Origin of the sequence: Nocardia sp. NBC_00565 (assembly GCF_036345915.1) — a bacterium.
Lineage (GTDB): Bacteria > Actinomycetota > Actinomycetes > Mycobacteriales > Mycobacteriaceae > Nocardia.
This window is the reverse complement of the sequence record NZ_CP107785.1, coordinates 9,435,480-9,459,062: the sequence shown is the minus strand read 5'-3', so window position 1 is coordinate 9,459,062 and position 23,583 is coordinate 9,435,480. Positions and strand designations below refer to the sequence as shown.

The window sequence follows — 23,583 nt, the reverse complement described above, 5'->3', positions numbered from 1 at the left end:
CTCTGCCTCACCTGCAGATCGCCGAGTTCTCGACCTTGCCGCTGGGGTTGCTCGCCCCCAGAATCGCCGCGAGCAACGGATCGAATCCGGGGAGCATGCTCACCGTCACGTCGCAGACGTACGCATCCAGCTGGGCACCGCTGTCGGCAATGCGGCCCATACCTTTCAGCAGGTACGGCAAATTGAAACCCAGGTAAGTGAACTTCTCCCGGTTGTCCATGAAGTGCTGGGCGAATCCTGGTTGGCGACCGACGAACGCAGCCAGCGATGGACTCGCACCGCTCACCACATCCGCGGCCCGGCCCAGCACGCCGGAGATCGAATCGACTTGTTGGAACAGCACATCGCGGTGTTCGGCCAGCGCATCGAAGATCCTGCGCGTCTGCTGCAACACCGTCTGCAGGTTGCCGCTTTGCTTCGACAGGTCGCCAAGTACCGTACCGAGATTGTCGATCACCTGGCCCAGAACCTGATCCGGCCCCGCGAATGCCTTTGCAAGCGAGGCGGTTTCGGCGATGAGGGTGGTAATCGCGCCATCGTCGCCCTGCAGCGCCCGGACCACCGCCGCACTGATATTGTCGACCTGCTGCGGATCGAGCATGCTGAACAGCGGCTCGAATCCGTTGAGCAACTTGGAGATATCGAACGACGGCTCGGTGTGCTCGACCGGGATCTGCCCACCCGGCGCCACGACCCTCGGATCACCGAATTCACGCAGCGACAGTCCGACATAGCGTTGCCCGATGAGATTCTGATAGGTGACCGTCGCTGCCGTATTGCCATACACCACCTGGCCGCGCTGGATTTCGAAGGTCACCTTCGCGCGGACACCCTCGAGTTCGACGGCTTTCACCCGGCCGACTCGCACCCCGGCCATGCGCACATCGTCACTGGCATGCAGCCCCGACACGTCGGTGAATATCGCCGAGTACGTATCGGTCTTGCCGCTGATGTCGCGCGCCAACGTGACATACATCGTCCAGGTCAACGCGACCGAGACCACCACGAACAGAATCAGGCCCAGCAACGGCTTGCGGTAGCTCATCGAGGCTCTCCTGTCGGGGCGGGGGCTTCCGGTGCCGGAGTCAGCTGCACGTCATTGCCCCTGAACAGCGGGCCGAACAGGATGTCGGCCGCGGTGTTGGGCTTGCCGCCGAGGATCGAGGCGATCGCCTGCTGCTCTTGCGCGCTGCCGACCGGCCCCACGTTTCCACCGATCGGAGCCGAATAACTCGCCGGCGCAGGAGCCGCATTCGGGCCGATGATGGTGGGTCCGCCGATCGGACCGGTGGCGCAACTGGGACCTTGGAGATCGCCATAGCGAGGGCAGTCAGCGCGCGTGTACTGGCGATGCGGAGTGAGCTCGATGATGATCTTGCCGGTGATGCTCTGATCCTCGACATCCCACAGCTTGTGGAATGTCCCGGCCAGCCGGGTCAGCGACATCGTCATCTGGGTGAAGTTGCGACTCCCGTCGGCAATCGTGTCGAGTGCCGGGGACATTTTGCCGGTGATGTCGGTGATCGTCCCGGTGTTGTTCTCCAGCGCCGTGGCGACCGTTGCGGAGGTGGTCAGACCGCCGGTCAGCAAGGTCACCAACTGGTCTTTACGCTCTGCTACCGCACGCATCGGGCCCACCGCATTGTGGACCGCCCCCAGCAGGTCGGGCGCCGAGGACCGAAGTCCGGCAAGCGCATCCGACAGCGCGTCGAGTGTGGCGGGCGTCCCGTCGGGAGCCATCGCCGCGTTGAGTGCCTGCGAGATCCGGGCCAGTTCGGCACCCGCCCGCACAGCCTCGGCACCGTGGCCACTGGTTGCGCGTTCGACGACGGCCAGGATGCCGAGCGTCGGATCCGATCCGGAACGCCCTGCGGCGGCGACGATTCGGCTCAGCGCGGTCAAAGATGTCTGCAGGCGGACCGTCTCCAGGCTGTCGTCCTGCGGAATACGCGCACCCGCGGCGAGCGGCGCACTCCGGCCCTTGCCAACCAATTGGACCGACGGCACCGCGAACACATTGCTCGGCACGACACGTGCGGTCACCGTCGCCGGAATTCCGGCCAGGTATTCGGGTTTCAGGGCGATCTGCACGTAGTTCGGGCCGCCATCACTCGACGGCGTCACGCTGTCGACCTGACCGACCACAATGCCCTGAAACTTCACATCCGATTTCGCAGGCAGGCCATCACCCACATCGACGAGTACGGCCGTGACCCGCACGGTTTCTCGGAAAGCACCTTGGGATCTGGCGACCATCACCACCGTGGCCACCGCGAGGACCACAAGGATGGCGGTCCCCCGCAGGAGCAGCTGCCAGTCGGGCAGGACCTTGCCGTCGGATTCGAATCCAATAGGCATGTGCTACCCACTGATCCTCGCGCCGGCGTCGAAGCCCCACAGGGTCATCGTCATCAGCAGATTCACGAAGATCATCGCGGTGATGCTCGCGCGCATCGCATGCCCCGCCGCCACTCCGACACCTTGGGGCCCGCCCTTGGCGTAGAAACCGAAATAGGTTTGGATCGTCGTGGTGAGGACGACGAAGATGACTGCCTTCAACAGGGAATAGACCATGTCTGTGCCGCTGAGCACCAAGCGGAAATAGTGTTCGTACGTACCTGGCGACTGCCCACCGGACAGACCGACGACGACTTGGACGGTCAGGTAGCTGATCCCCAGACAGGCCAGGTACAGCGGAATCATCGCGACGATCGAGGCCAGCATCCTCGTGGTGACCAGATACGGTATCGGTCGAATCGCGATCGCGTCGAGAGCGTCGATCTCCTCCGCGATCCGCATGGATCCCAGCTGTGCGGTGAAGCGGCAGCCGGCCTGCGCGGCGAAGGCGATCGAGGCCATGATGGGCGCCAGCTCGCGGGTTACCGCCGTTGAGGCGATCATCCCGGTCGCCGGCGCCATCCCCAGCAGTTTCAGCGCGCTGAAGGCCTCGATGCCGACGATGGCTCCCGCCGAGGCACCGAGTACCAGAATGACCTGCCCGGTTCCGCCGCCGACGACGATGGAGCCGTTTCCCCAGGTCACATTCGACAAAATTCTCAGGAACTCCGCGCGATAGTGCCGCAGCACCACCGGAATGCCGCCGAGCACACGGACGAAGAAGGTGGCCATATGCCCGAGCCGCATGACGGGAACCGACACTGTGGCCCCAGCGACCATGATTGGCCGGAGCCGTGGCGGATAGTAGCGCGACGCCATCAGAGTGTCGTCCTCGGGAAGAGGAGCGTGTACAACTCGGTGAACCCCGCATTCACCAGCATCAGCATGATGATGGACGCGACCACGGCGGCATTGACGGAGTTCGCGACGCCTCCCGGACCGCCCTTGGTGCTCAACCCTTTTTCACACGAGACAACAGTGACGATGACGGCGAATACCACGGCCTTCACCATCGCCAGGTAGAGGTCACCGAGCCTGGCGAAGGAGGAGAAGGTAGCCAGATAGCTTCCCGGGGTCCCGCCTTGGACATAGACATTGAACAGATATCCGGCCACGAATCCGACGAAGCAACTCAGGCCGGTCAGCCCGAGGGCGACCACGATTCCCGCGGCCAAGCGAGGCACCACCAGCAGCCGCAGCGGCGAAACGCCCATGACCTGCATCGCGTCGATCTCTTCGCGGATCGTCCGCGCACCGAGGTCCGAGCAGATGGCCGATCCGACGGCCGCGGCCATCAGGATCGCCGTGACCATCGGTGCGGCCTGTCGGATCACCGCCAGGCCGCCGGCGGCACCGGCCAGCGAGGTGGCCCCGACCTGACCGGCCAGCAGGCCGAACTGGATCGACATCGTCGCGCTGATCGGGATCGCCACGGCAATGGTCGGCACGAACGCGGTCTTGGCCATGAACACGGCCTGCTGCACGAATTCGCGGAAGGGAAACCGGCCTCGGGCGATATCGACGAACAGGTACTGGACGGCCCGGGCGGCCAGGACGACCTGCCCGCCGACGGTTTCCAGGGATGCACCGGGATGACGGCGTAGATATCCGCGTGCCCACAGCCTGATCTCTCCGACCGCGGACCGCTCAACGATCTCGCCCGAAGCCACCGGCATCGTTGCCCCTGTCATCATGTGTGCCTCGATCTATGTGTGGTGCCGGACTTGTTCAGTGATCAGTCGAGTCAATGTGAGCGAGGCCAGTTTCCAGTCACCGTGGCGACGTACCCAGCGTTCGTGGTATTGCCCGTATCCGGTCAGTGACGACCCGTGGTCCCACACGACACGGTCCTGCATGGCCCAGATAACGAAGGCCTCGTCGCCGTCGGCGTCGATCAACGGTGTGTGGACGTGGTGGGCGGTGCCGGCGCCGGTCAGCGCCGTGCGGATCATCGCCACGGCGTTGTCTCGCCCGGTGATGACAGGGACGTCGGCGTTGCTGTCGCTGACGTCCAGTTCGATGTCCGGGGTCATCAGGTCGGTGAGGGCTTCCCAGTCCTTGGTATCGACGGCCAGGCAGTAGCGCGCTTTTGCCTGCGTCAGTTCGTGGACGGTGGTGAGTATGTCCTGTGTGGCCATGGAAGTTCCTGTGCGTGTGATTTTCGGGGTATTACCGGTCACCACCGCGACATGATTGTCGAGCGTCGTTGTCATCGACATGGCCCTTTCCGGCTTCGAGCACCCCGGAGGCGGTGGCCGACATCGGTGGTCGCGCTATCTTCGGCTCGCTCTCCGTTTGCGTCGCGAGACGCCCTCGGGTACTGTTATCGAATATTCGATAATATCTATCAACTATTCGATGACTTGACCGTAAGGCAGTGAAGGAAGGGAGTCAAGATGCGTGGTGCGATATCGGCACCGACCGCGCGCGTCGTTGATGTCGTGGAGTTGCTGGCGCGTCGCGGCAACGTGCGGCTTCGCTACAGCGACATCGCGCGCGAGTTGGACCTGACCCTGGCCACCACGCATACGATCTTGAAAACCCTGTGCGATCGCGGGTGGGTCACCCGCGATCCGGCCGGCAAGGCTTACACGCTCGGACCGGGGCTCGCTGTCGTGGCAGCGGCGGTGAATACGCGTCCGTTCGTCGAGGCCGCCCGGGCCGCCGCAGTCGAGCTCGCGGCCGAATTCGGTTACGCCGCATCGGTAACCGAGAAGGTCGCCGACTCTTTGGTGATCACCGCATTCGAAGGCGGCGAGCGAGCGTGGCCCGGTGATCGCATCCCCTACGCGCCGCCGTTCGGGGCCGTATTCGCAGCCTGGGACACCGCCGAAGAACGCCGCACCTGGATCCAACGGGCCGCAGCTACGAGTACGGCGATCGCCGAGCGCCTGGAGCTGACGCTGGCCCGGATTCGCGACCGCGGATTCGATGTGGACTACACCTCGCCTGCCATCGGGCGAGCCGCGAGCCTCATCGGCACGCTCGACACCGGCACGATCGCACTCCCATCGAATATCCAGGAGACCCTCGACCGGCTGCGCGTGGAATTCACCACGCTCGGATTTCCGGACGCCACCTCCAGCCGGCCTCAACCGGTCGCCGCCATCACCGCGCCGGTACTCGACGCGCAAGGACATGTGGCGCTGCTGCTCTCGGTCCACCCCCTGGGCGAAATCCCGCCGGAACAGATCGACACCATCGGCCACCACCTGGTCCGGACGACGACCGCGATCACCGGCGCTGCCCGGTCCGGCGCACGCACCGAGCTCTGACCGGGCGAGCGGCTGACGCGGTCGGCATCTCACACGCCGAACAATTTCTGCTCTGCGATCGGGTCGAGATAGAGCCGAGTAAGTTTGTTGCTCTTGATGCGCCAGTGGTCACCATCGCGTACGTAGGTTTCGTGATAGTGCCCGAATCCGAGCACTCGCACGTTGCCGGGCCAGATCAGCAGATCCTGCAATGCCCACACCCCGGTCGCGGTGCTCGCTGTCTGCACCTCGATTTCGGGCATGTGCCCCTGATGGACGGTCGTAGCGGAACCGATGGTGAGCCTGAGATAGGCGATGAAGGCATCATCGCCGACTGTGATGATGCCGGCCGAGCCTGTCGTGTCGATCACGACGTCGGGCGTTACTTGTTGCTTGAGTAGATCCCAGTCCTTGGTATCTACCGCCCGGAAATAGCGCGCCTTGACCTGCTTGATCGCATAGACAGCCGCTACCGCAGTCGCAGGGTCCAGCGCCGCCGCGTCACCCGGGTCTGCGGATACACGTGCCGACACCGCTCCAGCCAGACCGAAGGCGGCCGCCCCGGTCCCGATCATGAAGGTTCGCCGCGAGTAGGTCATGACTGGTCCGACTGCAGGCGAGTCGATTTCGTCCCCGTAATCACCCACCGGCCATCGCGAATGCCATAGGTATCGCGATCGTGTCCGAACGACAGCAAGCGTCCGCCATCCGGCCGGACCAGCAGCACCTGCACTGCCCATGTTCCGGTCGCCGCGCCAACACCGGTGATCGCGATTTCGGGCATGTGCCCGTGATGGACCGTCACCGTGGTGCCGTAATCGTGTTGCAGCGCAGACACATAGTTCGACGCTCCGTTGACACGGACACCACCTACGGGCGTCATGTCCACGTCGACGTCATCGGCGAGAACGGAGCCGAATGCCGACCAGTCCTTGGTGTCGAGACTGCGGAAATAACGCGCCTTCAGCGACTCGATCGCATTGATCGCCTGCAATGTATCCGGATCCACCACGGTTCCCACTCTTCCTGGTTGTCGACAATCGCGACCTGCGGCCGTCGTGAAGAAATTTCAGCGGCACAGTCTGCAACCATCTATCGACTATTCGATAAATTGCATCGAATATCTGACGGAACTTTAAGATGGCGGCGAACGCGCGTCAAGCCGACGCCGCGCAACCCGGCGTTGCCAAGGAACGCCGAGAACACGACACGGCGGCGGCGAAGAGCGGCGCCCCGCGCGGTCGGTCCCCGATATTCCGGCACGCAATTTGACTCCCTCCCTCCCCTGCTTTACGGTCGGTTCACCGAATATTCGATAGAATCTATCGAATATTCGACACATACAAGTTAGTTCGATACATGCACGTCGAAGCGACTCGGTCCGTGGAAACGTGAGCCCGCGACGGCCCGGCCATCGCAGCCCACCGACCTCAGGGTCCTCGCAGACAGGAAAGGGCCATGTCGATGACAGCGCTCGACGACCGGGTGGCGGTGGGTTCGCATACGCCGGATGCACGGGCGCACTACTCGCCGTGAGTCGTGCTGCGGCAATGGAATTGGCCGAACACGCCAGCACGGTCGACACCGTGATGCCCGGCGGGGTCATCACCCCCGCAGCGATCACCGCCAAAGGGCATGCCCCGCATGGCCCGGCATCCTGACGCATGCCACCGCTGGGGCTGGTCGAGCCCCACGAGATCGGCGCCGTCGTCGCGTTTTTCGCCACGCCGGCCGCGGCGCGGGTCACCAATCAGGTGATCACCGTCGACGGCGGATTCAGCATCACCTGAGCGCACCTCCCACATCCGAACCCACAGGACATCCATGACCACACCGGACCTTCTCGGCACCGCACACGAACTGTCGCAGGCCAAAGCGCGCTACTGCCTTGCCCTCGACACCAAGGACTGGAAAGCCCTCGCCGACCTGATGGATCCCGATATCGAACTCGACGTGCGCGCCGACGACACCGGCGTCCCCGTCATCCGCGAACGAGACAACGCCATCGAGCTGATCCGCACGCGGAGTACCCGATGACGCGGGCGAAGAAACTGGTCATCGGCGCCAGCGGGTTCCTCGGAAGCCACGTCACCCGGCGGCTGGTCACCGACGGCGAAGACGTCCGAGTGCTGCTTCGCACCACCAGTTCGACCCGAGGCATCGACGACCTCGACGTCGAACGCCACTACGGCGAAATCTTCGACGACACCGCACTACGCTCGGCGATGGCCGGATGCGACGTCATCTACTACTGCGTGGTCGACGCCCGGATGTGGCTACGCGATCCGGAACCGTTGTACCGCACCAACGTCGACGGACTGCGCCACGTCCTCGACGCCGCGCTCGGCGCCGAACCCGACAAATTCGTGTTCACCAGCACCACCGGCACGATGGCCGTTGACACCCAGCGGCCGGTCACCGAAAACGATCCCCACAACTGGGACGGCGGCGGCCCCTACATCGCCGCTCGCGTCGCCGCCGAAAACCTCGTCCTGCGCTACGCCCGAGAACACGATCTCCAAGCCGTCGCAATGTGCATCTCCACCACCTACGGCCCCGGCGACTGGGCACCCACACCCCACGGATCACTGATCGCCCGAGTCGCCGCCGGACGATTCCCCTTCTACTTCGACTTCTCCGCCGAAGCCGTCGGTATCGAAGACGCCGCGCGCGCCATGACCCGCGCCGCCCGCTACGGCCGCGCCGGACAGCGCTACATCATCTCCGACCGCTACCTCAGCACCCGCGAAGTACACGAAATCGCCGCCGACGCTGCCGGTGTCCGCCCACCACGCCGGCGACTTCCGATGCCCCTTCTGTACCTCGCCGCCCACGGCAACGACCTCGCCGCCCGCCTCTTGCGCCGCGACCTCCGCTTTGCCGCCGTCGGTCTACGCATGGCCGAATTGATGTCGCCGCTGGACCACAGCAAAGCCGAATACGAACTCGGCTGGATACCCGAACCCGTAGAGAACTCCATCCGCCGCGCCGCCCATTTCTTCACACAACACCAGATCCACCGTTAACTCACACCTCCGATGGGCACGAATGGCCTTCGGCACCGAAGTGCGGCGGTATGCTCACCTCGGCTGTTGCGAGCCTCAACCGGGTCGGGTGTGCCCACGCCACCGTCGACCGGCCAAGGGCCCCAGCGGATCCCGCAGACCAACTGTGTTCAGCGACTTTTCCCGTTCCGGCGCAGATCCCGGGCACGGGGCGTGGGGCCGTGCCGCGAGGAGCTCGCATGGTGCGTTTCGCCGACCGCAAACGGCGGATTCGATCGGTTCCCGAAAGGCGGGAGACCACGGTGTGGTCTCCCGCCTTTGCCCTAATTGCTACAGCCCAAGGAGCTCATTGACCTTCGCAACGACTTCCTCGAGTGGAGCGTCCGCCTCGATCACGGTGCCGTCGTCGGGGTTGATCAGATCCAGGCGGGTGCGGGTGAGCTTGGAGTACTTGATAATCCACTTACCGTTGACCTTTGTGTAGCGATCCTGGTAGTTGCCATAGCCGTGCACCCCGAGAGTCCCGCCGAAGATAAGCACATCCTCCATCCTCCACCCGACTTCGGCAGTCGTCGCGGACGTCAGGTTGATCTGCGGGTCGAAGCCCTGATGGTGCGTATTGGCGCTACCGATCGTGAGCTTCAGGAAGGCGATGAAAGGATCCCTGCCGACAAGGATGGGGCCGCCGCTGCCCGTGGTGTCCACGACGACGTCGGGAGCGAGGAGTTCGCGCAGGGCGGCCCAGTTTTTCGTATCGATGTTGTGGAAGTAGTCCGTCTTGAGCTGCTTGACCGCTGCGATATCAGCGGCCGCGTCGGTCGCCGAGAAGACGCCCGGGGGCGCCGGCGGCTCGGCGTTGGCCATCGAGATGCCGACGGCACCAAGCATTGTCGCCGTGCCCAACGCCATAGCGGTGCGCAGTGCGCGTCGCTCGCCCGGTCCGGCCAGGAACCGACGATGATTTTCTACGGACATATCTCTTCTCCTCTTTGAGTGCGGATATCTCGAATGACGTGTGGTCAGTGGCGGATGATCCGCAGGACCAAGCGGCTCAGGTGCTTTGGTCCATGCAGAACCCGATTAGTGGCGATGGCGGCCTTGTCGAGGGAGTCATCGGCGATGACGCCGTCGGTAGTGGTGTTGCGGTCGTACCGGGGGGAGCTACTGCCGGAGACCTCCGACTGCCCACGTTCCGGTCGCCGCGGCCACACCGGTGATCGCGATTTCGGGCATGTGCCCGTGATGGACAGTCACCGTGGTGCCGCAATTGCTTTGCAGCGCAGACATATAGATCGACGCTCCGCTGACACGGACACCACCTACGGGCGTCATGTCCACGTCGACGTCATCGGCGAGAGCTGAGCTGAGCTGAATGTCGACCAGTTCTTGGTGTCGAGACTGCGGAAATAGCGCGCTTTGAGCGACTCGATCGCGTTGATCGCCTGCAATGTGTCCGGATCCACCGGGGTACCGCTCTTCCTCGTTGTCGACGCTCGCAACCTGCGGCCGTCATGAAGAAATTTCAGCGGCAGAACCTGCAACCATCTTGTCGACTATTCGATAATATATATCGAATAGTTGGCAGAACCTTAAGCAGGCGGTGCATACACGTCAAGCCCCACGCGTCGCAACGCGGACAAATCACCCCATGTGGCGCAACTCGGACAGATCACCCTGCGTGACGCAGTCGCCAAGAGCCTCAGGATTTCCCAGTCCCGTCTGCGAAACTGGCTGGCCCGCACCGATATCGACGACGGCAGACGCGATTGCTTGACCAGCAGCGAACGCGCCGAGTTGGTGGAACTGCGGCGCAAGGTCCGTCGGCTCGAGCTCGAGAATGAGATACTGCGCAAGGCCGCAGCCTATTTCGCGCGGGAGGAACGTCCTTCCAAAGCCGGCGATAGCCGGTCAGCCACCCCACCAGTAGACGTTCAGACGCGTCGGCTGCGATGACCAGCATCTCCCGAGCCCGACTGCGCGCCTTGCCATTCGCACATCCCCGCCGACAGCCGGACTGCTACAGCACATCAACGAGCGCTGGCCATTCATTCGCACCAATCCGAGAACCCATGTCCCGTAGGCGATATCACCCGAACGGTCATCAAACCGCAAGGCTGACACCAAGCGCAGTCCACACCAGGCGCAGCTACTACACTCGACGATGGGCGCGAAGGTCAGCGACGCTGGTATCGCGATCTCAGCCCTGGCCAGTCGATCCCGCTTCCACTCCTGGGTGTCGGGGTGGTCGACCTCGAATATCCGCGCGTGGGTGCCGCCATGGCGGTAGGCGGTGGTGTCCAGTCCCGCGCCGAGGATCACTACCTGCAAGGTGGTCGCGCCGGTCATGGTGGCAGCAGGCGCGTCCACTTGTTACAGAACACCTCTGCGACGGGCCGCTGCTGATCGCAAAACCCATAGGGCTACAAGCGAACCGGCCGTGCTGGCAAGCCATTCGGGTTCTACGTTCGAGGTGACGATGCCACCGGGAAGGGGAAACCCCGGTGGCACCTTCAAACGACGCGACCGAAGGTGATGCGGTCACGCAGCCGACGTCACGGAGGCCGGCGTATTTGGTGGGCTGTTGCGGCAGCTGCACCGTCTCGTGCGGGTTATTTTTCGCTGAGCTCGAAGTAGCCGTGGTCCGCGTAAATGTGCCGCGGCATATCTGGTCCGGCTGCGGCGCGCCGCGCCATCTCCTCGCGGAACACCGGATCTTGATTGTCACCTGTGCTTGCGGCCATATCGCCATCGGCCAACCATCGAGGCACCGCCGCGAACCGGTCCACTGTCTGGGTGTCGAGGTGCCAGACGAGGGTCACGACGGTTCCGGTTTCCTCGTACCAGCCGAGGAACTCTACGTTGTCTGCCAGTCGACGGTACGTAGGTTTCTGGACGGCGTGGCGTCCCGTGTGCGGACCCGCGGTCAGCGTGTATTCGATAAAACCGGCACCGGTGATCCAGGGGTCGAATTCCCAGCCGTTGGGCAAGTACAGGTGCAAGCGTTGTCCGACGATAGATTTCAACATTCGGCAGTCCGGGTCGGCCGAAACCGATTCCCGTTCCCCCTTTCAAGCGAGTTCCTGCGAACGATATTCGATGATCATCATGACCATAACGCCGCAGATCTTGGTTGTCTATTGAGCAAAGCTTCGGTGTCGATTTTCCTAGTGGCGCAACGAATTCCACGGCATGGCTGCGGTGTTGGCGACGCGTGGTCACAGCCATGGTGGACCGCCGGGTCGGCTTCGGCGCTCGATGAGCAGTGACTACCTCACACGCATCGGAGGCAGTTTGTCGAAGACGACCGGAAATTCCTTGAGGGCTCTGTGGAACGGTCCCGGCCGCCATTCCAGTTGTTCTACAGGCACGGCTGGCGTCATGTCGGGCACCGCCGCGAATAGTTGATCGATGCCATGCTGCGCGATCTCGTACGCCAGGGGTTTTGCTGGGCAGGCGTGTGGTCCGCCGCCAAACGCCACATGTGCCCGGTTGCCGATGTGGCTGCCGCCAGGGTCGACGGCAACGCGGATCGCCGGGTCGTTGTTGCAGGCAGCGAGGCTGACAACGACCGGCTGGTTGGCATCCAGCCACATACTGTCGACCATAATCGGCTGTTTCGGGTATCTGAAGCAGAAGTTCGCCATCGGCGGGTCGTTGAACAAGACCTCGTCGAGGGCGGTCACGGTCGACAAATTCCGACCGTAGTCGCCGCCGAACGCTCCGTACCGGGGATCGCGGAGCATCAACTCCAGCGTGTTGGTGATCAGATTACGTTCCAGTTCGAAACCGGCACCGTAAAAGCTCATCAGCTGAGCGAATACCTCGACATCGTCGAGCGCGCTGGGGTGGATCACCAGTCGCGAGGTGGCGTCCTTTTCCGGTTCGGGGTTTGCGCGCTTGAGCTGGATCAACTCCATCAGGGCGTCTTTGATCATCGTCATGCCCTGCTGGGCGGTGAGCGTACTACGCTGATCGAAACGTGCCGCCATACCGGTCGCGACCTGTTTCCCGATCTCCGCCGGGCAACCGCATATCCGGTTGAGGACCTCCAATACCAGGCCGAATGCGTAGTCGGCCATCAGATCGGCTGCACCTTTGCCACAGAACTTATTGATCAGCGGGATAGCGATATCCTCGACCAGCGCGTTTATGTTGTTCGTGTCGACTCCGTCGATGCTTGCGACGGAGGCACTTCGATAGCGATCGTGTGCGGCACCGGTGTTGTACCGCGCTGCGGGGAACCATGCCATCATCGCCAGGACGGGCGTATCCGCAGGAACGGTGACCTGCCATTCTCGGGGGTCCGACGGGAAGTGTTCGGGATCGTTGAGAATTCGCACCGCGGTCGCGTGGCTTATCACCAGAGTGGCCGGTACATGCGGCGCCAGATCGACCGGAACCAGCGAAGGATGATAACGGTGCCGCATCTCAGCGTAGGCGCTGTGCGGGTCGGCGGCGAAATTGGGGTCGTACATCGGAAACCGGTGGGATGCTTGGTGGACGGGGGTGGTCGGGTGGGCCGGGGACGACTGCGAGATCAAAATGTGGCTCCAGATGGATTGAATTAGGACTAGGACGCGGATCGCGATAACGGACGCAGATTCGAATTACGTGCAGATTGGAAGAAACAGGCTCCTGTTCGATGCCGGTATCGGCGACGACTTTTCTCTTCTGCGTTCATGCACGGGTCGATAGGCCGACGGATGGCGTTGAATCGCGCGTTTCACCGTGGACGCGGACCATCGCGGTGAGCGGTCTGGTCGATGAAATCGCCTCAGCGACATACTGATTCATGCGCGCGCCTCTCGTCAGGTCGATCCAGAACTATAGTCCCTACGATGAAGTTCGCAATCCGTGGTGCCCGGTGGCCAGCCGAGCCGACCCCGGCCCCCGGGAAAGCGCACACGGTCGCGGAAAGTCGAGCCGCACCGCAATCCCGAGAGCGGGCCAGCGCGTGGGTCGTCGTTTCGCGTGAGCAGGTCCAGCAACGAACTTGTCCAGCAGCGCCACCCGGAGTCGGGAAAACTCGTGTGGCGCAAGCACTCAGGTCCGCCGTGAAGCGGCGCGGTGACGAGGTTCACTTCGCGAGATACCTCTCCGGTGCTGACCGATCCGGCTGGCGGGACACACCGATCGCACGGGCTGATCCTGCGGCAGCCATGTTCCATTCTTCAGGATCGGTTGCCGCGCGGGCACTTCATGCAGAAGCTGCAAACCCCAGCGCCCGCGATATCTACCGGCGTCTGCGTCTGCCCGATTCCGATATTCGGATTCTGCTGCAAGCGACCGCCGACGACAAAGCCTCGAAGGAACGGTTGCACACCGATATCGAGACGAACGACGTGGAAGCCGAGGTGCATCGCCTCGAGGCGCTAGGAGCCGGCCGGAAGACCCCGCTCAGGCAAGATCATGCGCTGCGCGACGTCGCCGAGAACCGCGAGGTCGGCGACGTCACCACACTTGCCGACTCGACAGTGATAGATCTGGTCAAACGGGGTGCTTCGCTGTCAATTGACAACTGACTGCCCGCTGCAGTAGGCCTGCGCTCAAGGGCGGCGCCAGAGTTGTTAGATTCGGCGGGAGCTTGAACGGAGGCGTAGATGGTTCAGTGGGAGATTCCTCGACCGCCGACCAGTGTCTCGGCGCTGGTTGACCTCGGCGTTGATCTCGGTGTGCCCACAGCTGCATGCTTGGCTGGCACCGGACTCACTGAAGCGGCGCTGCGTGAAGGCGGTACCGAGGTGACTGCGCGACAGGAACAGTCGGTGGTCGGCAACTTGATGGCAGCGACGGATGGTCGGGACCTTCTCGGGCTCGAGGTCGGCAGCCGCTTCCACCTCACGTCCTTCGGCTTCTGGGGTTTTGCACTGTTGAGCAGCCCAACGCTCGGCGGCGCGCTCGATGTCGCACTTCAGTTCCTCGACCTTACGTATGCGTGGTCCCACTTCGAGCTCCGTCGCATCGGTGACGAGGTCCAGTTGGTACTCGATGCTCCGGATGTGCCGGAGCCATTGAGGCGCTTCGCCATCGAACGTGATCTCGCGGTCATCGCCACGCTTCAACGTGAGCTCTTCGCTGACCAGATCCTGGCCCGGCGGGTGGTACTCGCATTTCCGCCCGCGGACCCGCAGCGCTACGAACAGATCCTGGGAATCACACCGGAGTTCGCCGGCGACGAGACAGTCCTTGCCCTGGATGCCGCTCTGCTCGACCTTCCGATGCCACAGGCCAACGCTCACGCCCAAGCGCTCGCGCAGGAGCAATGCCGGGAGTTGCTCGAACGCAGTAGCGCCCGCACCGGTCTAGCAGGCCGCGTGCGCGACCTGCTGCTGGCGCGACCGGTCGACCCTCCGACGGCCGAGCGCGTCGCCCGCGAATTGATGATGAGTTCCCGCAATCTGCGTGAACGCCTGGCTGCCGAGCGGACTTCCTACCGTGAGCTGCTGGACGAGATCCGGGAGCATCTCGCCGAGGAGATGCTGGTAGGAGGCCTCACGGTCGCCCAAGCCGCTGAACGGCTCGGCTATCAAGAAGTGTCGAGCTTCTCGCATGCATTTCGTCGCTGGAAGGGGATGGGACCTCGCGCGTACCGGACCGCCCTGCTGGGGCCTGACTGACGGCCGCCGAAATTCACAAGTCTTGCGCCGACCGGCACCTGCCCGGCGGCTGGGCAATGGCCAAGAGTCTTGGCCATGCGTAACTACGACATCGTTATCTTCGGAGCGACCGGCTTCACCGGTCGGCTCGCTGCTGAATACTTGGCTGAACATCTGCCAGCCGAGGCCAGCTGGGCCATTGCGGGCCGAAGTGCGCAGAAACTGGAAGGCGTCCGCGACGGTCTGGGTCGGCCCGACTTGCCGATCCTCGTCGCCGACTCGTCCGATCCGGTTGCACTCGCGAAGGTCGCTGCGTCTACCCGGGTCCTGATCACGACCGTAGGCCCCTTACTGAAGTACGGCGAGGAACTTGTGAAGGCCTGTGCGGAAGCCGGCACCGACTACCTCGATCTCGCAGGCGAGCAGGAGTTCCTCGACACCATGTTTGTGAAGTACCGCGACACCGCCACCGCCAGCGGCGCCCGGATCGTGCACTCGGCAGGCTTCGATTCAGTACCGCATGACCTCGGCACCTACTTCACCGTCAAGTACCTTCCTGAGGACGTGCCGATCACCGTCGACGGGGTGGTCCAGGTCTCTGCGGGTATCTCGGGCGGCACCTACCACACGGTCGTCAATTACCTTTCGCGTCTGCGCCAGTGGCGTGCCGCGGCCCGTGCCCGTGCCTCCATTGAAGGGCAGCCGGCGGGGCGCGTCTCGCAGAACCCCAGCGCACGGCCGACCCGCCGGTTCGGATTCTGGCTTGTTCCGTTTCCCGGTGTCGACGGCCAAAACGTCGCTTACTCGGGTCGGCTGCTCGACCGGTATGGACCGGACTTCACGTACCGCCACTGGATCGGAACCCGCCACTTTGCGGCTGCGGCCGGGATCATCGGCTTGGTCAGCACGTTGCTGGTCGGTGCGCAAATAAAGCCGCTGCGGTCGGTACTGCTCGAGTTGAAGGATCCGGGTAAGGGGCCGACCGAGGCGGCCCGCGCGAAGAGCACGTTCACCGTCACCTTCCACGGCACCGGTGGCGACCGACACGTGATCTGCCGAGTGTCCGGCGGCGACCCCGGCTATACCGAAACGAGCAAAATCCTCGGCGAAGCCGCCATGAGCCTTGCCTTCGATGACCTGCCGCAGACGGCCGGTCCGGTTACGCCGGCCGCTGCCATGGGCGACGCACTGATCGACCGCTTGGTCAAGGCTGGGATCACGTTTGAACTCGTCGAGGAACGACCGGCCAAGTGAAGGACCTGACAGTACGTCCGCCAGCGGGCGAGTTGGACGCTGGGCAACACACATTGCAAAACCGACCAGTCCGTCGGACGATCCGCGATTCTGGCCGGATTGCGCCCCATATTTGCTGGATCACCCCTCCCGCTATTGGCTCCCTGAGCGTTGAATCTGACCCAGGGCAATGACCACAGGAGGATTGATGACCGACACCACCGATGTCACTGGCGGGCGTGTTTGTATCGTGGGGGCCGGGCCGGCCGGACTGTCGGCGGCCCGTGCCCTGAAACGGCTGGGCATCCCCTATGACCAGTACGAGCGGCACTCCGACGTCGGCGGAATCTGGGATCTCGATAATCCGGGAACCCCGATGTACAAGTCGGCCCACTTCATTTCGTCTCGCGGTACCTCTGGCTTCTTCGACTTCCCGATGCCCGACACTTACGCGGACTATCCGAGCAACCGCGATATTCTCCGGTACACAAGGGGTTTCGCCGCAGCCTACGGTCTACGTGATGCGATCCGGTTCAACTGTGCGGTTCAGCATGTCGAACAGGTCGGCGATATCTGGAGCGTCACTTTGCCCGACGGCACCGTCAAGCAATACCGCGCCGTCATTTGCGCCACCGGCGTCACCTGGGCCCCGCGCAGCCCGGAGCACCCAGGCACCTTCAAGGGTGAGATTCGGCATTCCTCGACCTATCGGGATCCCGAGGAGTTCCGCGGTAAGCGTGTGCTCGTCGTCGGCCTAGGCAACTCGGGTGCCGACATCGCCTGCGACGCGGCCGCCAATGCCGACACCGCGTTCGTCAGTGTGCGCCGGGGTTATCACGTAATCCCCAAGCACATCTTCGGGATTCCCTCCGACGAGTTCGGTAACCGCGGCCCGGACCTGCCTGTCAAGCTCGAGCGGCCGCTGATGCAAACGTTGTTGCGCATGATCCAGGGCGATCTCACCAAGTACGGCCTGCCGAAGCCGGATCACAAACTGTTCGAATCACATCCGCTACTGAACAGCCAACTCCTGCACTACCTGCAGCACGGCAGCTCCACCTGGAAGCCCAGCTGGGCCTGCGGCTGCTCAACCGCATGAACAAGCCCTACTGCGAACTGCCCGTCCAACAGGGCCGCGCACTCATCTCCGCGGAAGCCAGGATCTTCGGAAAACAACATCCGATCGAAACCGTCCGCGACATCACCATCCCCGGCGGGGTCGGCGACATCCCTGCTCGCCTTTACCGCCCCGCGGGTATCGAAGGCCCGTCGGCGGCTCTGGTGTACTTCCACGGCGGCGGATGGGTACTCGGCGACCTCGCCACCGCCGATACGGTGTCCCGATTCCTCGCCCACCACGCAGCCTTGACGGTGATCTCGATCGACTACCGCCTGGCACCCGAGCACCCCTTCCCCGCGGGACTCCAGGACGCGCTCGCTGCGTTCAACCACGTCGCCACGCATCCCACCGACTACAACATCGACCCGAATGCGGTGGGAGTCGGCGGAGAAAGCGCCGGCGGTAACCTCACCGCCGTCATCGCACAGCAAACGGCCCTGGCCGCCCGTTCCGAACCGACACCCACGCCCGCATTCCAACTCCTGTTTATGCCGGTGACCGACCTGTCCACCCGTCACGACTCCTACGGGCCCTTCGGCGATGGGTTGTTCTTGACCGCGGGTGACATGGACTGGTACCGCGACCACTACCTCACCGACCCGACGTTGGTAAAAGATCCCCGTGTTTCACCCCTGCTGGCCGAAGACGTGTCCGATGTCGCACCGGCCTACGTCGTTACTGCCGGTTTCGATGTCCTGCGCGACGAAGGCGAGGCGTATGCACGCAAGCTCGCCGACGCGGGAGTACCGGTAGCGTTGCGCCGCCAGCGCAGCATGGTCCACAGCATGATCAACGCGACCGGCATTTCTTCTGCTGCCAGGGAAGCACTCATCGACGCGGCCGGAGCTCTGCGTCTAGGTCTCACCTCCCTGGCTGGTCGGACGCCTGATCAACCGCCGTCGCAACAGGCAGACTGAACCTTGGAGCGGTATCTTCATCGACAGCCTCGGACGCGGTGCCCGGTAACTGCCGCATGCACCGAGCCGAAGCCGGAAACCCGGTCCGAGCCAACCGAATCGGGCCGGGCCAGATACCCCGCTCATCGGCCTCGAACGCGCCCGCACAGCGGTTGCTCGCCACTGGTCACTATGCACAAACATTCGCTGCGATCGCAATCTGGCTAAGCATTTACCGAAATACTCGAGGAGACCTGGATTGACCAGTACCAGCGGATGCTGCGCTCGATGGCGCGCCTACGGCGTCGGGGTGGCCTCTTTCGCATCCGACTGAGCGCCGGGGCTCGAGGATCGGATGTGCCGTGTCCGTACATGAGGATGTAGCAATCGGGCGCGCTGAATCTGTGTGCCTGTATCGCGTGGGGGTCCCCTACTTGCCGAAGGCCTCTTCGTAGAGTGCCCGTAGGTCATCGGTGGCCAGACCGCTCAGGCCGCAGATCGAGACGTGGCCGTCGGTGGCGCCGACGACGTAGGTCTGCCCGAGCTGGAAGTCGACCGGCAGCTCGCTCATGCCGAGGTCTGGCTTGGTCACGGTGACCAGGTCGGTGGCCGTGCCGCTGTAGAAGTGGGTCGCCTCCAGGGTTACCAGGTTGTCGGTCACATTGGTCACCTTGCCCTCGAAGGCGATCGCCTGACGGGCCACGATCTCGGCTGAAGGTGGCATGCACTTGGCGGCGACTCCAGGCCCGACGCTGAGCGCGGTCACGGTCTGCTTCGCCGTGCTCGTGTCCGGGTGGCCGGCGGGCTTGTCGTCCCCGTGGGTCACCACAGTGGCAATGGCGAGGACGGCAGCGGCTGCGGCAGCGGCGATCAGGACTGTCCTGGGCGGTCCGCCGCGATGGAGACGAGTGGTGGTCGGGTCGGTGTGGGGCTGGTTCATGGTGTCCTCCAGAAGGGAAGCCAAGGCGTCCGCGTCGGCCGGTGGCAGGGAGCGGGCCGGGTCTAGCGCGCGCAGCTGCTGACGAGTCTGCTCGTCAGCGTCGAAGCCGTTGTCGCTGTTCGTCATGGCCTTCTCCCTTCATCTGCTTGCTCATGTCCGGTGCCGCCTGGAACCTTTCGGATCGCGTCCTCGAGTTTTTTCTTTGCCCGGTGGAGCCGGATCGTCGCAGCGTTCACGGTGATGTCGAGGACCGTGGCTATCTCGGTCGGACCCAGGTCCTCCCAGGCCCAGAGCCGCAGAAGCTCGGCCTCGGCCGGGCGGAGTGTTTCCAAGGCTGCCGTCACCCGCTCGTCGGGGTCTTCGTCCTGCGCGAGCGATGCTGCAGGAGGATCGATCGCCGCGATCCGGGCCGCCACCCGCTGCTGGCGACGCGCGCTGCGCTGTGCGTTCGCCAGACAGTTGTGGGCGACGCCGTAGGCGTAGGGCAGTGCCTCGGCCGGCACCGCGTTCAACCGGCGCCACAGCACGAGCAGTACATCGGCGAGCACGTCCTCGGCCGTGGTCGGATCCGTACGCCGGGCGAGGTAGCGGCGCAGCGGCTCGACGACCTCGGCTGCGAGGTGCTCGAAACTCTCGCGGCGCTGGTCAGCATCCAGGCCGGGATCCATGTACGTCACCTTGGCCTATGTCCGGCGTCCAGACAGAAATTTCGCTTCGCGCAATGCTGGCGGCCGATTTTGCTCGGTTCCTCGGCCTTGGATGTCGCTGAGGACTGGCTACCGTCAGCGAGGTGACCATCGCTGCTCTGGTTGGGCCGGTGACGAAACGTCACCGGCCCTGAAGCGTGCCGCCGCACGGGTGTCGACTCAGCTGCGGCCCGCCCGGATCGCCTCGAAGACGTTGGGATCGACCAGCGTCGAGGTGTCACCGAGATCCCGGCCCTCGGCGACGTCGCGCAGCAGCCGGCGCATGATCTTGCCGCTGCGGGTCTTGGGCAGTTCGGGCACCACGTGGATCTCGCGTGGCCGCGCGATCGGGCTGATCTCGCGCGACACCTCCGCCTTCAGTTCGCCGACCAGCGCCGCGCCGGTGTCCTTGGCCTCGGCGGTCAGGATCACGAACGCGACGATGCCCTGCCCGGTGGTGTCGTCACTGGCACCGACCACCGCGGCCTCGGCGACACCGGAGTGCCCGACCAGCGCGGACTCCACCTCGGCGGTGGAGATGCGGTGACCCGACACGTTCATCACGTCATCGACGCGGCCCAGCACCCACAGATCACCGTCGGCGTCGAGTTTGGCGCCGTCACCGGCGAAGTACCAGCCCTGCTCGGCGTAACGCTGCCAGTAGGTGGCCCGGTAGCGCTGCATATCGCCCCAGATGCCGCGCAGCATCGACGGCCACGGCTGATCGAGCACCAGATAGCCGTTGGCCTCGGTCTCCCCGAGCCGCACCGGCTTTCCTTCCTCGTCCACGACGAGCGCGGAGATGCCGGGCAGCGGCGTCATCGCGGCACCGGGCTTGGCGGCGGTGACGCCCGGCAGCGGGGAGATCATGATCGCGCCGGTCTCGGTCTGCCACCAGGTGTCCACGATGGGCGCGGTGCTCGCGCCGATCACCTCCCGATACCAGCGCCAGGCCTCGGGGTTGATCGGCTCACCCACCGAGCCGAGCAACCGAATGCTGGACAGGTCGTGTGCGGCCGGGATCTCGCGGCCCCACTTCATGAACGTACGCACCAGCGTGGGTGCCGTGTAATAGATGCTGACACCGTACTTTTCGACGATCTGCCAGTGCCGGTGCTCGTCGGGGAAGTTCGGGGTGCCCTCGTAGACCACCTGGGTCACGCGGTTGGACAGCGGCCCGTACACGATATAGGTGTGCCCGGTGACCCAGCCGATATCGGCGGTGCACCAGTAGACGTCTTGTCCCGCTTTGTGATCGAAGACGTTGTGGTGGGTGTAGGCGGCCTGGGTCAGGTAGCCGCCGGTGGTGTGCAGGATGCCCTTGGGTTTCCCGGTGGTGCCCGAGGTGTAGAGGATGAACAGCGGATGCTCGGCATCGAAAGCCCGTGGCGCATGTTCTGGGCTCGCTCGGGCGACGGTCTCGTGCCACCACAGGTCCCGGCCCTCGGTCCACGGCACCTCGATATCGGTGCGCCGCACCACCAGCACATGCTCAACGCTGTGTGGCACATCCCCGTTCGCGTACAGCGCCTCATCGACCGCCTCCTTGAGCGGGGCGGCCTTACCACGGCGCCACTGACCGTCGGTAGTGATGATCAGCCGGGCGCTCGCGTCGTCGACCCGCTGACGCAGCGCGGTGGGGGAGAAGCCCGCGAAGACCACCGAATGCGTCAAACCCAATCGCGCACAGGCCAGCATCGACACGATCGCCTCGGGCACCATCGGCATATAGATCGCGACTCGATCGCCCGCCTCGAGCCCGAGCACAGTGAGATAGTTCGCGGCGCGCGACACCTCGGCCAGCAGTTCGGTATAGGTGATATCGCGGGAATCGCCCGGCTCGCCCTCCCAATGGATGGCGACCTGATCACCGTGCCCGTCCAGCACATGCCGGTCCACACAGTTGTAGGCGACATTGAGCTTGCCGTCGACGAACCACTTCGCCACCGGCGCGTCGCTCCAATCCAGCACCTGCGTCCATGGCTGATCCCAGTGCAGCCGTCCGGCCTGCTCGGCCCAGAACACGTCGCGCTCGGCCGCGGCCCGCTGGTACAGCGTGGCATCGGCGTTCGCCGCGGCCGCGAACTCCGCGGACGGCGGGTACGACTCCCGGTGGTCGGCGGTGGTATCGGTCATAGGGGGTGTGGCGCGGATACTCCCCCGCTCACGCGAGAGGAAGCGCCGTCCTCCTTTCATAGGTTGAATCGCGGGTTATTTCGGTGGTGCCGGTTAGGTTGACGGGCGTAGAGGAGGTGATGCGCTACACCTACCGACTGCGCCCTGGTGTGCAGGCGGAGCGGGTGCTTGCGTCGGAGCGTCCACTGATGAGCGCCGACCCGCGGTCGGTGCTGGTGGTCCAGTCACCTTGGCACCAGATACCGGGGTAGTTGTCGAATCGGGTCATGACCCGTGTCAGAGCCATCTACTCCTACTGGTCAGCGCGTATGCCGACGTCGATTGCCGCGGTGCGGCAAAGGAATTCACTTGCTCAGCTCGCGTCGACCGGCGGTTCGCACGAACCCGTCGACGAGGTCAACCCATGTCTGTGGCGGAAGGTCGTGGCCCATGCCGGGGATCAGGAACAACTCAGCGCCTAGGATTGCCGCGGCCGTTGCGCGTCCGCCTGACACATCGATCAATGGATCTGACAGGCCATGCACGACGAATGCCGGGATAGTCAACCGGCCAAGGTCTTTGGTGCGATCCGACGCCGCGAAGACGGCAGCGGCCTGTCGAAGTGCGCCATCTGGACTGGTGCCGCGGGCGACGCTGCGGGCGGCGAACTCGTGGAGGGCGCTCTCATCGAGGGGAAAGCCGGGTGAGGACAATGTGCACAGCATCTTCGTCAAGCGGGTGGTATTGGCGTCGCGATCGGCGGGGAATCGTTGGATGACATAGGAAACGGCGGCCGGTTTGCGGGGATAGCCTGCGCACAGGTTGCCGGTGGTCGACATGATCGAGGTGAGCGATCGGACCCGGCCCGGGTATTCGATCGCGATCGTTTGGGCGATCATGCCGCCCATAGACATTCCCATCACGTGCGCCGCCGAGACGTTGAGGTGGTCTAGGAGCCCGATCGCGTCCGCGGCGAGGTCTCGTAATAGGTAGGCGGGCCGTTGCAGCCGGAGGGCGACCCGGACCGGACTCTTGGGTTCGGTCAACTTCGTGGAACGTCCGCTATCACGGTTGTCGAACCTGATGACATAAAATCCGCGACCGGCGAGCTGTTCGCAGAATGTCTCGTTCCACGAGATCATTTGGCCGTGGATGCCGTGTACGAGCAGCAACGGCTGGCTGTTCGCGTCACCGAATGTCTCGTAGCAGATATCGATTCCGTTTACCGGGGCAAAATTTTCCACCATCGGGGCCCTTCTTTCTTTCGAGTCGGTGACGGAGCGGTTGCTCTACGCCGTCCGGTGATGAATCCGCCGTCGTGTCGGGACCGGCGCCGATGAA

The 23,583-nt window shown here is 64.0% G+C and carries 26 protein-coding genes; 10 read left to right on the top strand and 16 right to left on the bottom strand.

Annotated features, from left to right (window positions below; all coding sequences use genetic code 11):
• Positions 1 to 7: 7 nt before the first annotated feature.
• Genes OG874_RS43460 through OG874_RS43440 form a run of 5 tightly spaced genes read right to left on the bottom strand, consistent with a single transcriptional unit; the run spans position 8 to position 4,535 of the window.
• Entirely contained in the window at positions 8 to 1,045 is a 1,038-nt protein-coding gene (locus tag OG874_RS43460) for an MCE family protein (protein ID WP_330252836.1), read from the bottom strand.
• Positions 1,042 to 2,358, bottom strand: a complete 1,317-nt coding sequence (locus OG874_RS43455) for an MlaD family protein (protein WP_330252835.1) — start codon at positions 2,356 to 2,358, stop codon at positions 1,042 to 1,044. Before OG874_RS43455 ends, OG874_RS43460 begins: the two co-directional genes overlap by 4 nt.
• 3 nt (positions 2,359 to 2,361) lie before the next feature.
• Positions 2,362 to 3,216, bottom strand: coding sequence for an ABC transporter permease (locus OG874_RS43450; RefSeq protein ID WP_330252834.1), 855 nt, complete (start codon positions 3,214 to 3,216; stop codon positions 2,362 to 2,364).
• Entirely contained in the window at positions 3,216 to 4,088 is an 873-nt protein-coding gene (locus OG874_RS43445) for an MlaE family ABC transporter permease (RefSeq protein ID WP_330257664.1), read from the bottom strand. Before OG874_RS43445 ends, OG874_RS43450 begins: the two co-directional genes overlap by 1 nt.
• A gap of 15 nt (positions 4,089 to 4,103) precedes the next feature.
• The gene (locus OG874_RS43440; protein ID WP_330252833.1) at positions 4,104 to 4,535 is read right to left on the bottom strand and encodes a nuclear transport factor 2 family protein; all 432 of its coding nucleotides are present in this window, start codon (positions 4,533 to 4,535) and stop codon (positions 4,104 to 4,106) included.
• A gap of 258 nt (positions 4,536 to 4,793) precedes the next feature.
• Between OG874_RS43440 and OG874_RS43435 the strand changes: the two genes are divergently transcribed.
• The gene (locus OG874_RS43435) at positions 4,794 to 5,672 is read left to right on the top strand and encodes a helix-turn-helix domain-containing protein (protein WP_330252832.1); all 879 of its coding nucleotides are present in this window, start codon (positions 4,794 to 4,796) and stop codon (positions 5,670 to 5,672) included.
• Positions 5,673 to 5,701: 29 nt separating this feature from the next.
• Here the strand turns inward: OG874_RS43435 and OG874_RS43430 are convergent, their stop codons facing one another.
• Both OG874_RS43430 and OG874_RS43425 read right to left on the bottom strand, forming a co-directional pair.
• The gene (locus OG874_RS43430; protein WP_330252831.1) at positions 5,702 to 6,250 is read right to left on the bottom strand and encodes a nuclear transport factor 2 family protein; all 549 of its coding nucleotides are present in this window, start codon (positions 6,248 to 6,250) and stop codon (positions 5,702 to 5,704) included.
• Positions 6,247 to 6,663: a nuclear transport factor 2 family protein gene (locus OG874_RS43425; protein ID WP_330252830.1), complete on the bottom strand. Its 417-nt coding sequence runs from the start codon at positions 6,661 to 6,663 to the stop codon at positions 6,247 to 6,249. Before OG874_RS43425 ends, OG874_RS43430 begins: the two co-directional genes overlap by 4 nt.
• Positions 6,664 to 7,183: 520 nt before the next feature.
• Between OG874_RS43425 and OG874_RS43420 the strand changes: the two genes are divergently transcribed.
• Genes OG874_RS43420 through OG874_RS43405 form a run of 4 tightly spaced genes read left to right on the top strand, consistent with a single transcriptional unit; the run spans position 7,184 to position 8,677 of the window.
• Positions 7,184 to 7,312, top strand: a complete 129-nt coding sequence (locus OG874_RS43420) for a hypothetical protein (protein ID WP_330252829.1) — start codon at positions 7,184 to 7,186, stop codon at positions 7,310 to 7,312.
• Between the two features lie 3 nt (positions 7,313 to 7,315).
• Positions 7,316 to 7,441: an SDR family oxidoreductase gene (locus OG874_RS43415; RefSeq protein ID WP_330252828.1), complete on the top strand. Its 126-nt coding sequence runs from the start codon at positions 7,316 to 7,318 to the stop codon at positions 7,439 to 7,441.
• Between the two features lie 34 nt (positions 7,442 to 7,475).
• Positions 7,476 to 7,688, top strand: coding sequence for a nuclear transport factor 2 family protein (locus OG874_RS43410; RefSeq protein ID WP_330252827.1), 213 nt, complete (start codon positions 7,476 to 7,478; stop codon positions 7,686 to 7,688).
• Entirely contained in the window at positions 7,685 to 8,677 is a 993-nt protein-coding gene (locus tag OG874_RS43405) for an NAD-dependent epimerase/dehydratase family protein (RefSeq protein ID WP_330252826.1), read from the top strand. Before OG874_RS43410 ends, OG874_RS43405 begins: the two co-directional genes overlap by 4 nt.
• A gap of 309 nt (positions 8,678 to 8,986) precedes the next feature.
• On the opposite strand, the gene OG874_RS43400 is transcribed toward OG874_RS43405, so the two are convergent.
• From OG874_RS43400 to OG874_RS43380, 5 genes are all read right to left on the bottom strand, one after another.
• Positions 8,987 to 9,631 carry a nuclear transport factor 2 family protein gene (locus tag OG874_RS43400; RefSeq protein WP_330252825.1) on the bottom strand — a complete coding sequence of 215 codons (645 nt, stop codon included), beginning with the start codon at positions 9,629 to 9,631 and terminating at the stop codon, positions 8,987 to 8,989.
• Positions 9,632 to 9,984: 353 nt separating this feature from the next.
• The gene (locus OG874_RS43395; protein WP_330252824.1) at positions 9,985 to 10,119 is read right to left on the bottom strand and encodes a hypothetical protein; all 135 of its coding nucleotides are present in this window, start codon (positions 10,117 to 10,119) and stop codon (positions 9,985 to 9,987) included.
• 445 nt (positions 10,120 to 10,564) lie between these two features.
• The gene (locus OG874_RS45025; protein ID WP_442943237.1) at positions 10,565 to 11,023 is read right to left on the bottom strand and encodes a class I SAM-dependent methyltransferase; all 459 of its coding nucleotides are present in this window, start codon (positions 11,021 to 11,023) and stop codon (positions 10,565 to 10,567) included.
• Positions 11,024 to 11,265: 242 nt separating this feature from the next.
• Positions 11,266 to 11,682: a phenolic acid decarboxylase gene (locus OG874_RS43385; protein ID WP_330252823.1), complete on the bottom strand. Its 417-nt coding sequence runs from the start codon at positions 11,680 to 11,682 to the stop codon at positions 11,266 to 11,268.
• 240 nt (positions 11,683 to 11,922) lie between these two features.
• Positions 11,923 to 13,131 carry a cytochrome P450 gene (locus OG874_RS43380; RefSeq protein ID WP_330252822.1) on the bottom strand — a complete coding sequence of 403 codons (1,209 nt, stop codon included), beginning with the start codon at positions 13,129 to 13,131 and terminating at the stop codon, positions 11,923 to 11,925.
• Positions 13,132 to 13,686: 555 nt separating this feature from the next.
• On the opposite strand from OG874_RS43380, the gene OG874_RS43375 reads away from it, so the two are divergent.
• From OG874_RS43375 to OG874_RS43355, 5 genes are all read left to right on the top strand, one after another.
• The gene (locus OG874_RS43375; RefSeq protein ID WP_330252821.1) at positions 13,687 to 14,178 is read left to right on the top strand and encodes a VOC family protein; all 492 of its coding nucleotides are present in this window, start codon (positions 13,687 to 13,689) and stop codon (positions 14,176 to 14,178) included.
• Between the two features lie 78 nt (positions 14,179 to 14,256).
• A complete protein-coding gene (locus OG874_RS43370; RefSeq protein WP_330252820.1) occupies positions 14,257 to 15,273 on the top strand; it encodes an AraC family transcriptional regulator in 1,017 nt (338 codons plus the stop codon).
• 75 nt (positions 15,274 to 15,348) lie between these two features.
• Positions 15,349 to 16,506, top strand: a complete 1,158-nt coding sequence (locus OG874_RS43365; protein WP_330252819.1) for a saccharopine dehydrogenase family protein — start codon at positions 15,349 to 15,351, stop codon at positions 16,504 to 16,506.
• A 187-nt stretch (positions 16,507 to 16,693) separates the two neighbouring features.
• Entirely contained in the window at positions 16,694 to 17,584 is an 891-nt protein-coding gene (locus tag OG874_RS43360) for a flavin-containing monooxygenase (protein WP_330252818.1), read from the top strand.
• Entirely contained in the window at positions 17,581 to 18,522 is a 942-nt protein-coding gene (locus OG874_RS43355; RefSeq protein WP_330252817.1) for an alpha/beta hydrolase, read from the top strand. Before OG874_RS43360 ends, OG874_RS43355 begins: the two co-directional genes overlap by 4 nt.
• Before the next feature lie 409 nt (positions 18,523 to 18,931).
• Here OG874_RS43355 and OG874_RS43350 read toward each other — a convergent pair whose 3' ends face one another.
• The 4 genes from OG874_RS43350 to OG874_RS43335 all read right to left on the bottom strand — a co-directional run bounded on the left by OG874_RS43350 (position 18,932) and on the right by OG874_RS43335 (position 23,489).
• On the bottom strand, positions 18,932 to 19,567 hold the full coding sequence (locus tag OG874_RS43350) for a hypothetical protein (RefSeq protein WP_330252816.1): 636 nt from the start codon (positions 19,565 to 19,567) through the stop codon (positions 18,932 to 18,934).
• Positions 19,564 to 20,109, bottom strand: a complete 546-nt coding sequence (locus OG874_RS43345) for an RNA polymerase sigma factor (RefSeq protein ID WP_330252815.1) — start codon at positions 20,107 to 20,109, stop codon at positions 19,564 to 19,566. Before OG874_RS43345 ends, OG874_RS43350 begins: the two co-directional genes overlap by 4 nt.
• Positions 20,110 to 20,307: 198 nt before the next feature.
• Positions 20,308 to 22,263: an acetate--CoA ligase gene (gene acs, locus OG874_RS43340; protein ID WP_330252814.1), complete on the bottom strand. Its 1,956-nt coding sequence runs from the start codon at positions 22,261 to 22,263 to the stop codon at positions 20,308 to 20,310.
• A 344-nt stretch (positions 22,264 to 22,607) separates the two neighbouring features.
• Positions 22,608 to 23,489 carry an alpha/beta fold hydrolase gene (locus OG874_RS43335; protein ID WP_330252813.1) on the bottom strand — a complete coding sequence of 294 codons (882 nt, stop codon included), beginning with the start codon at positions 23,487 to 23,489 and terminating at the stop codon, positions 22,608 to 22,610.
• Positions 23,490 to 23,583: the final 94 nt, after the last annotated feature.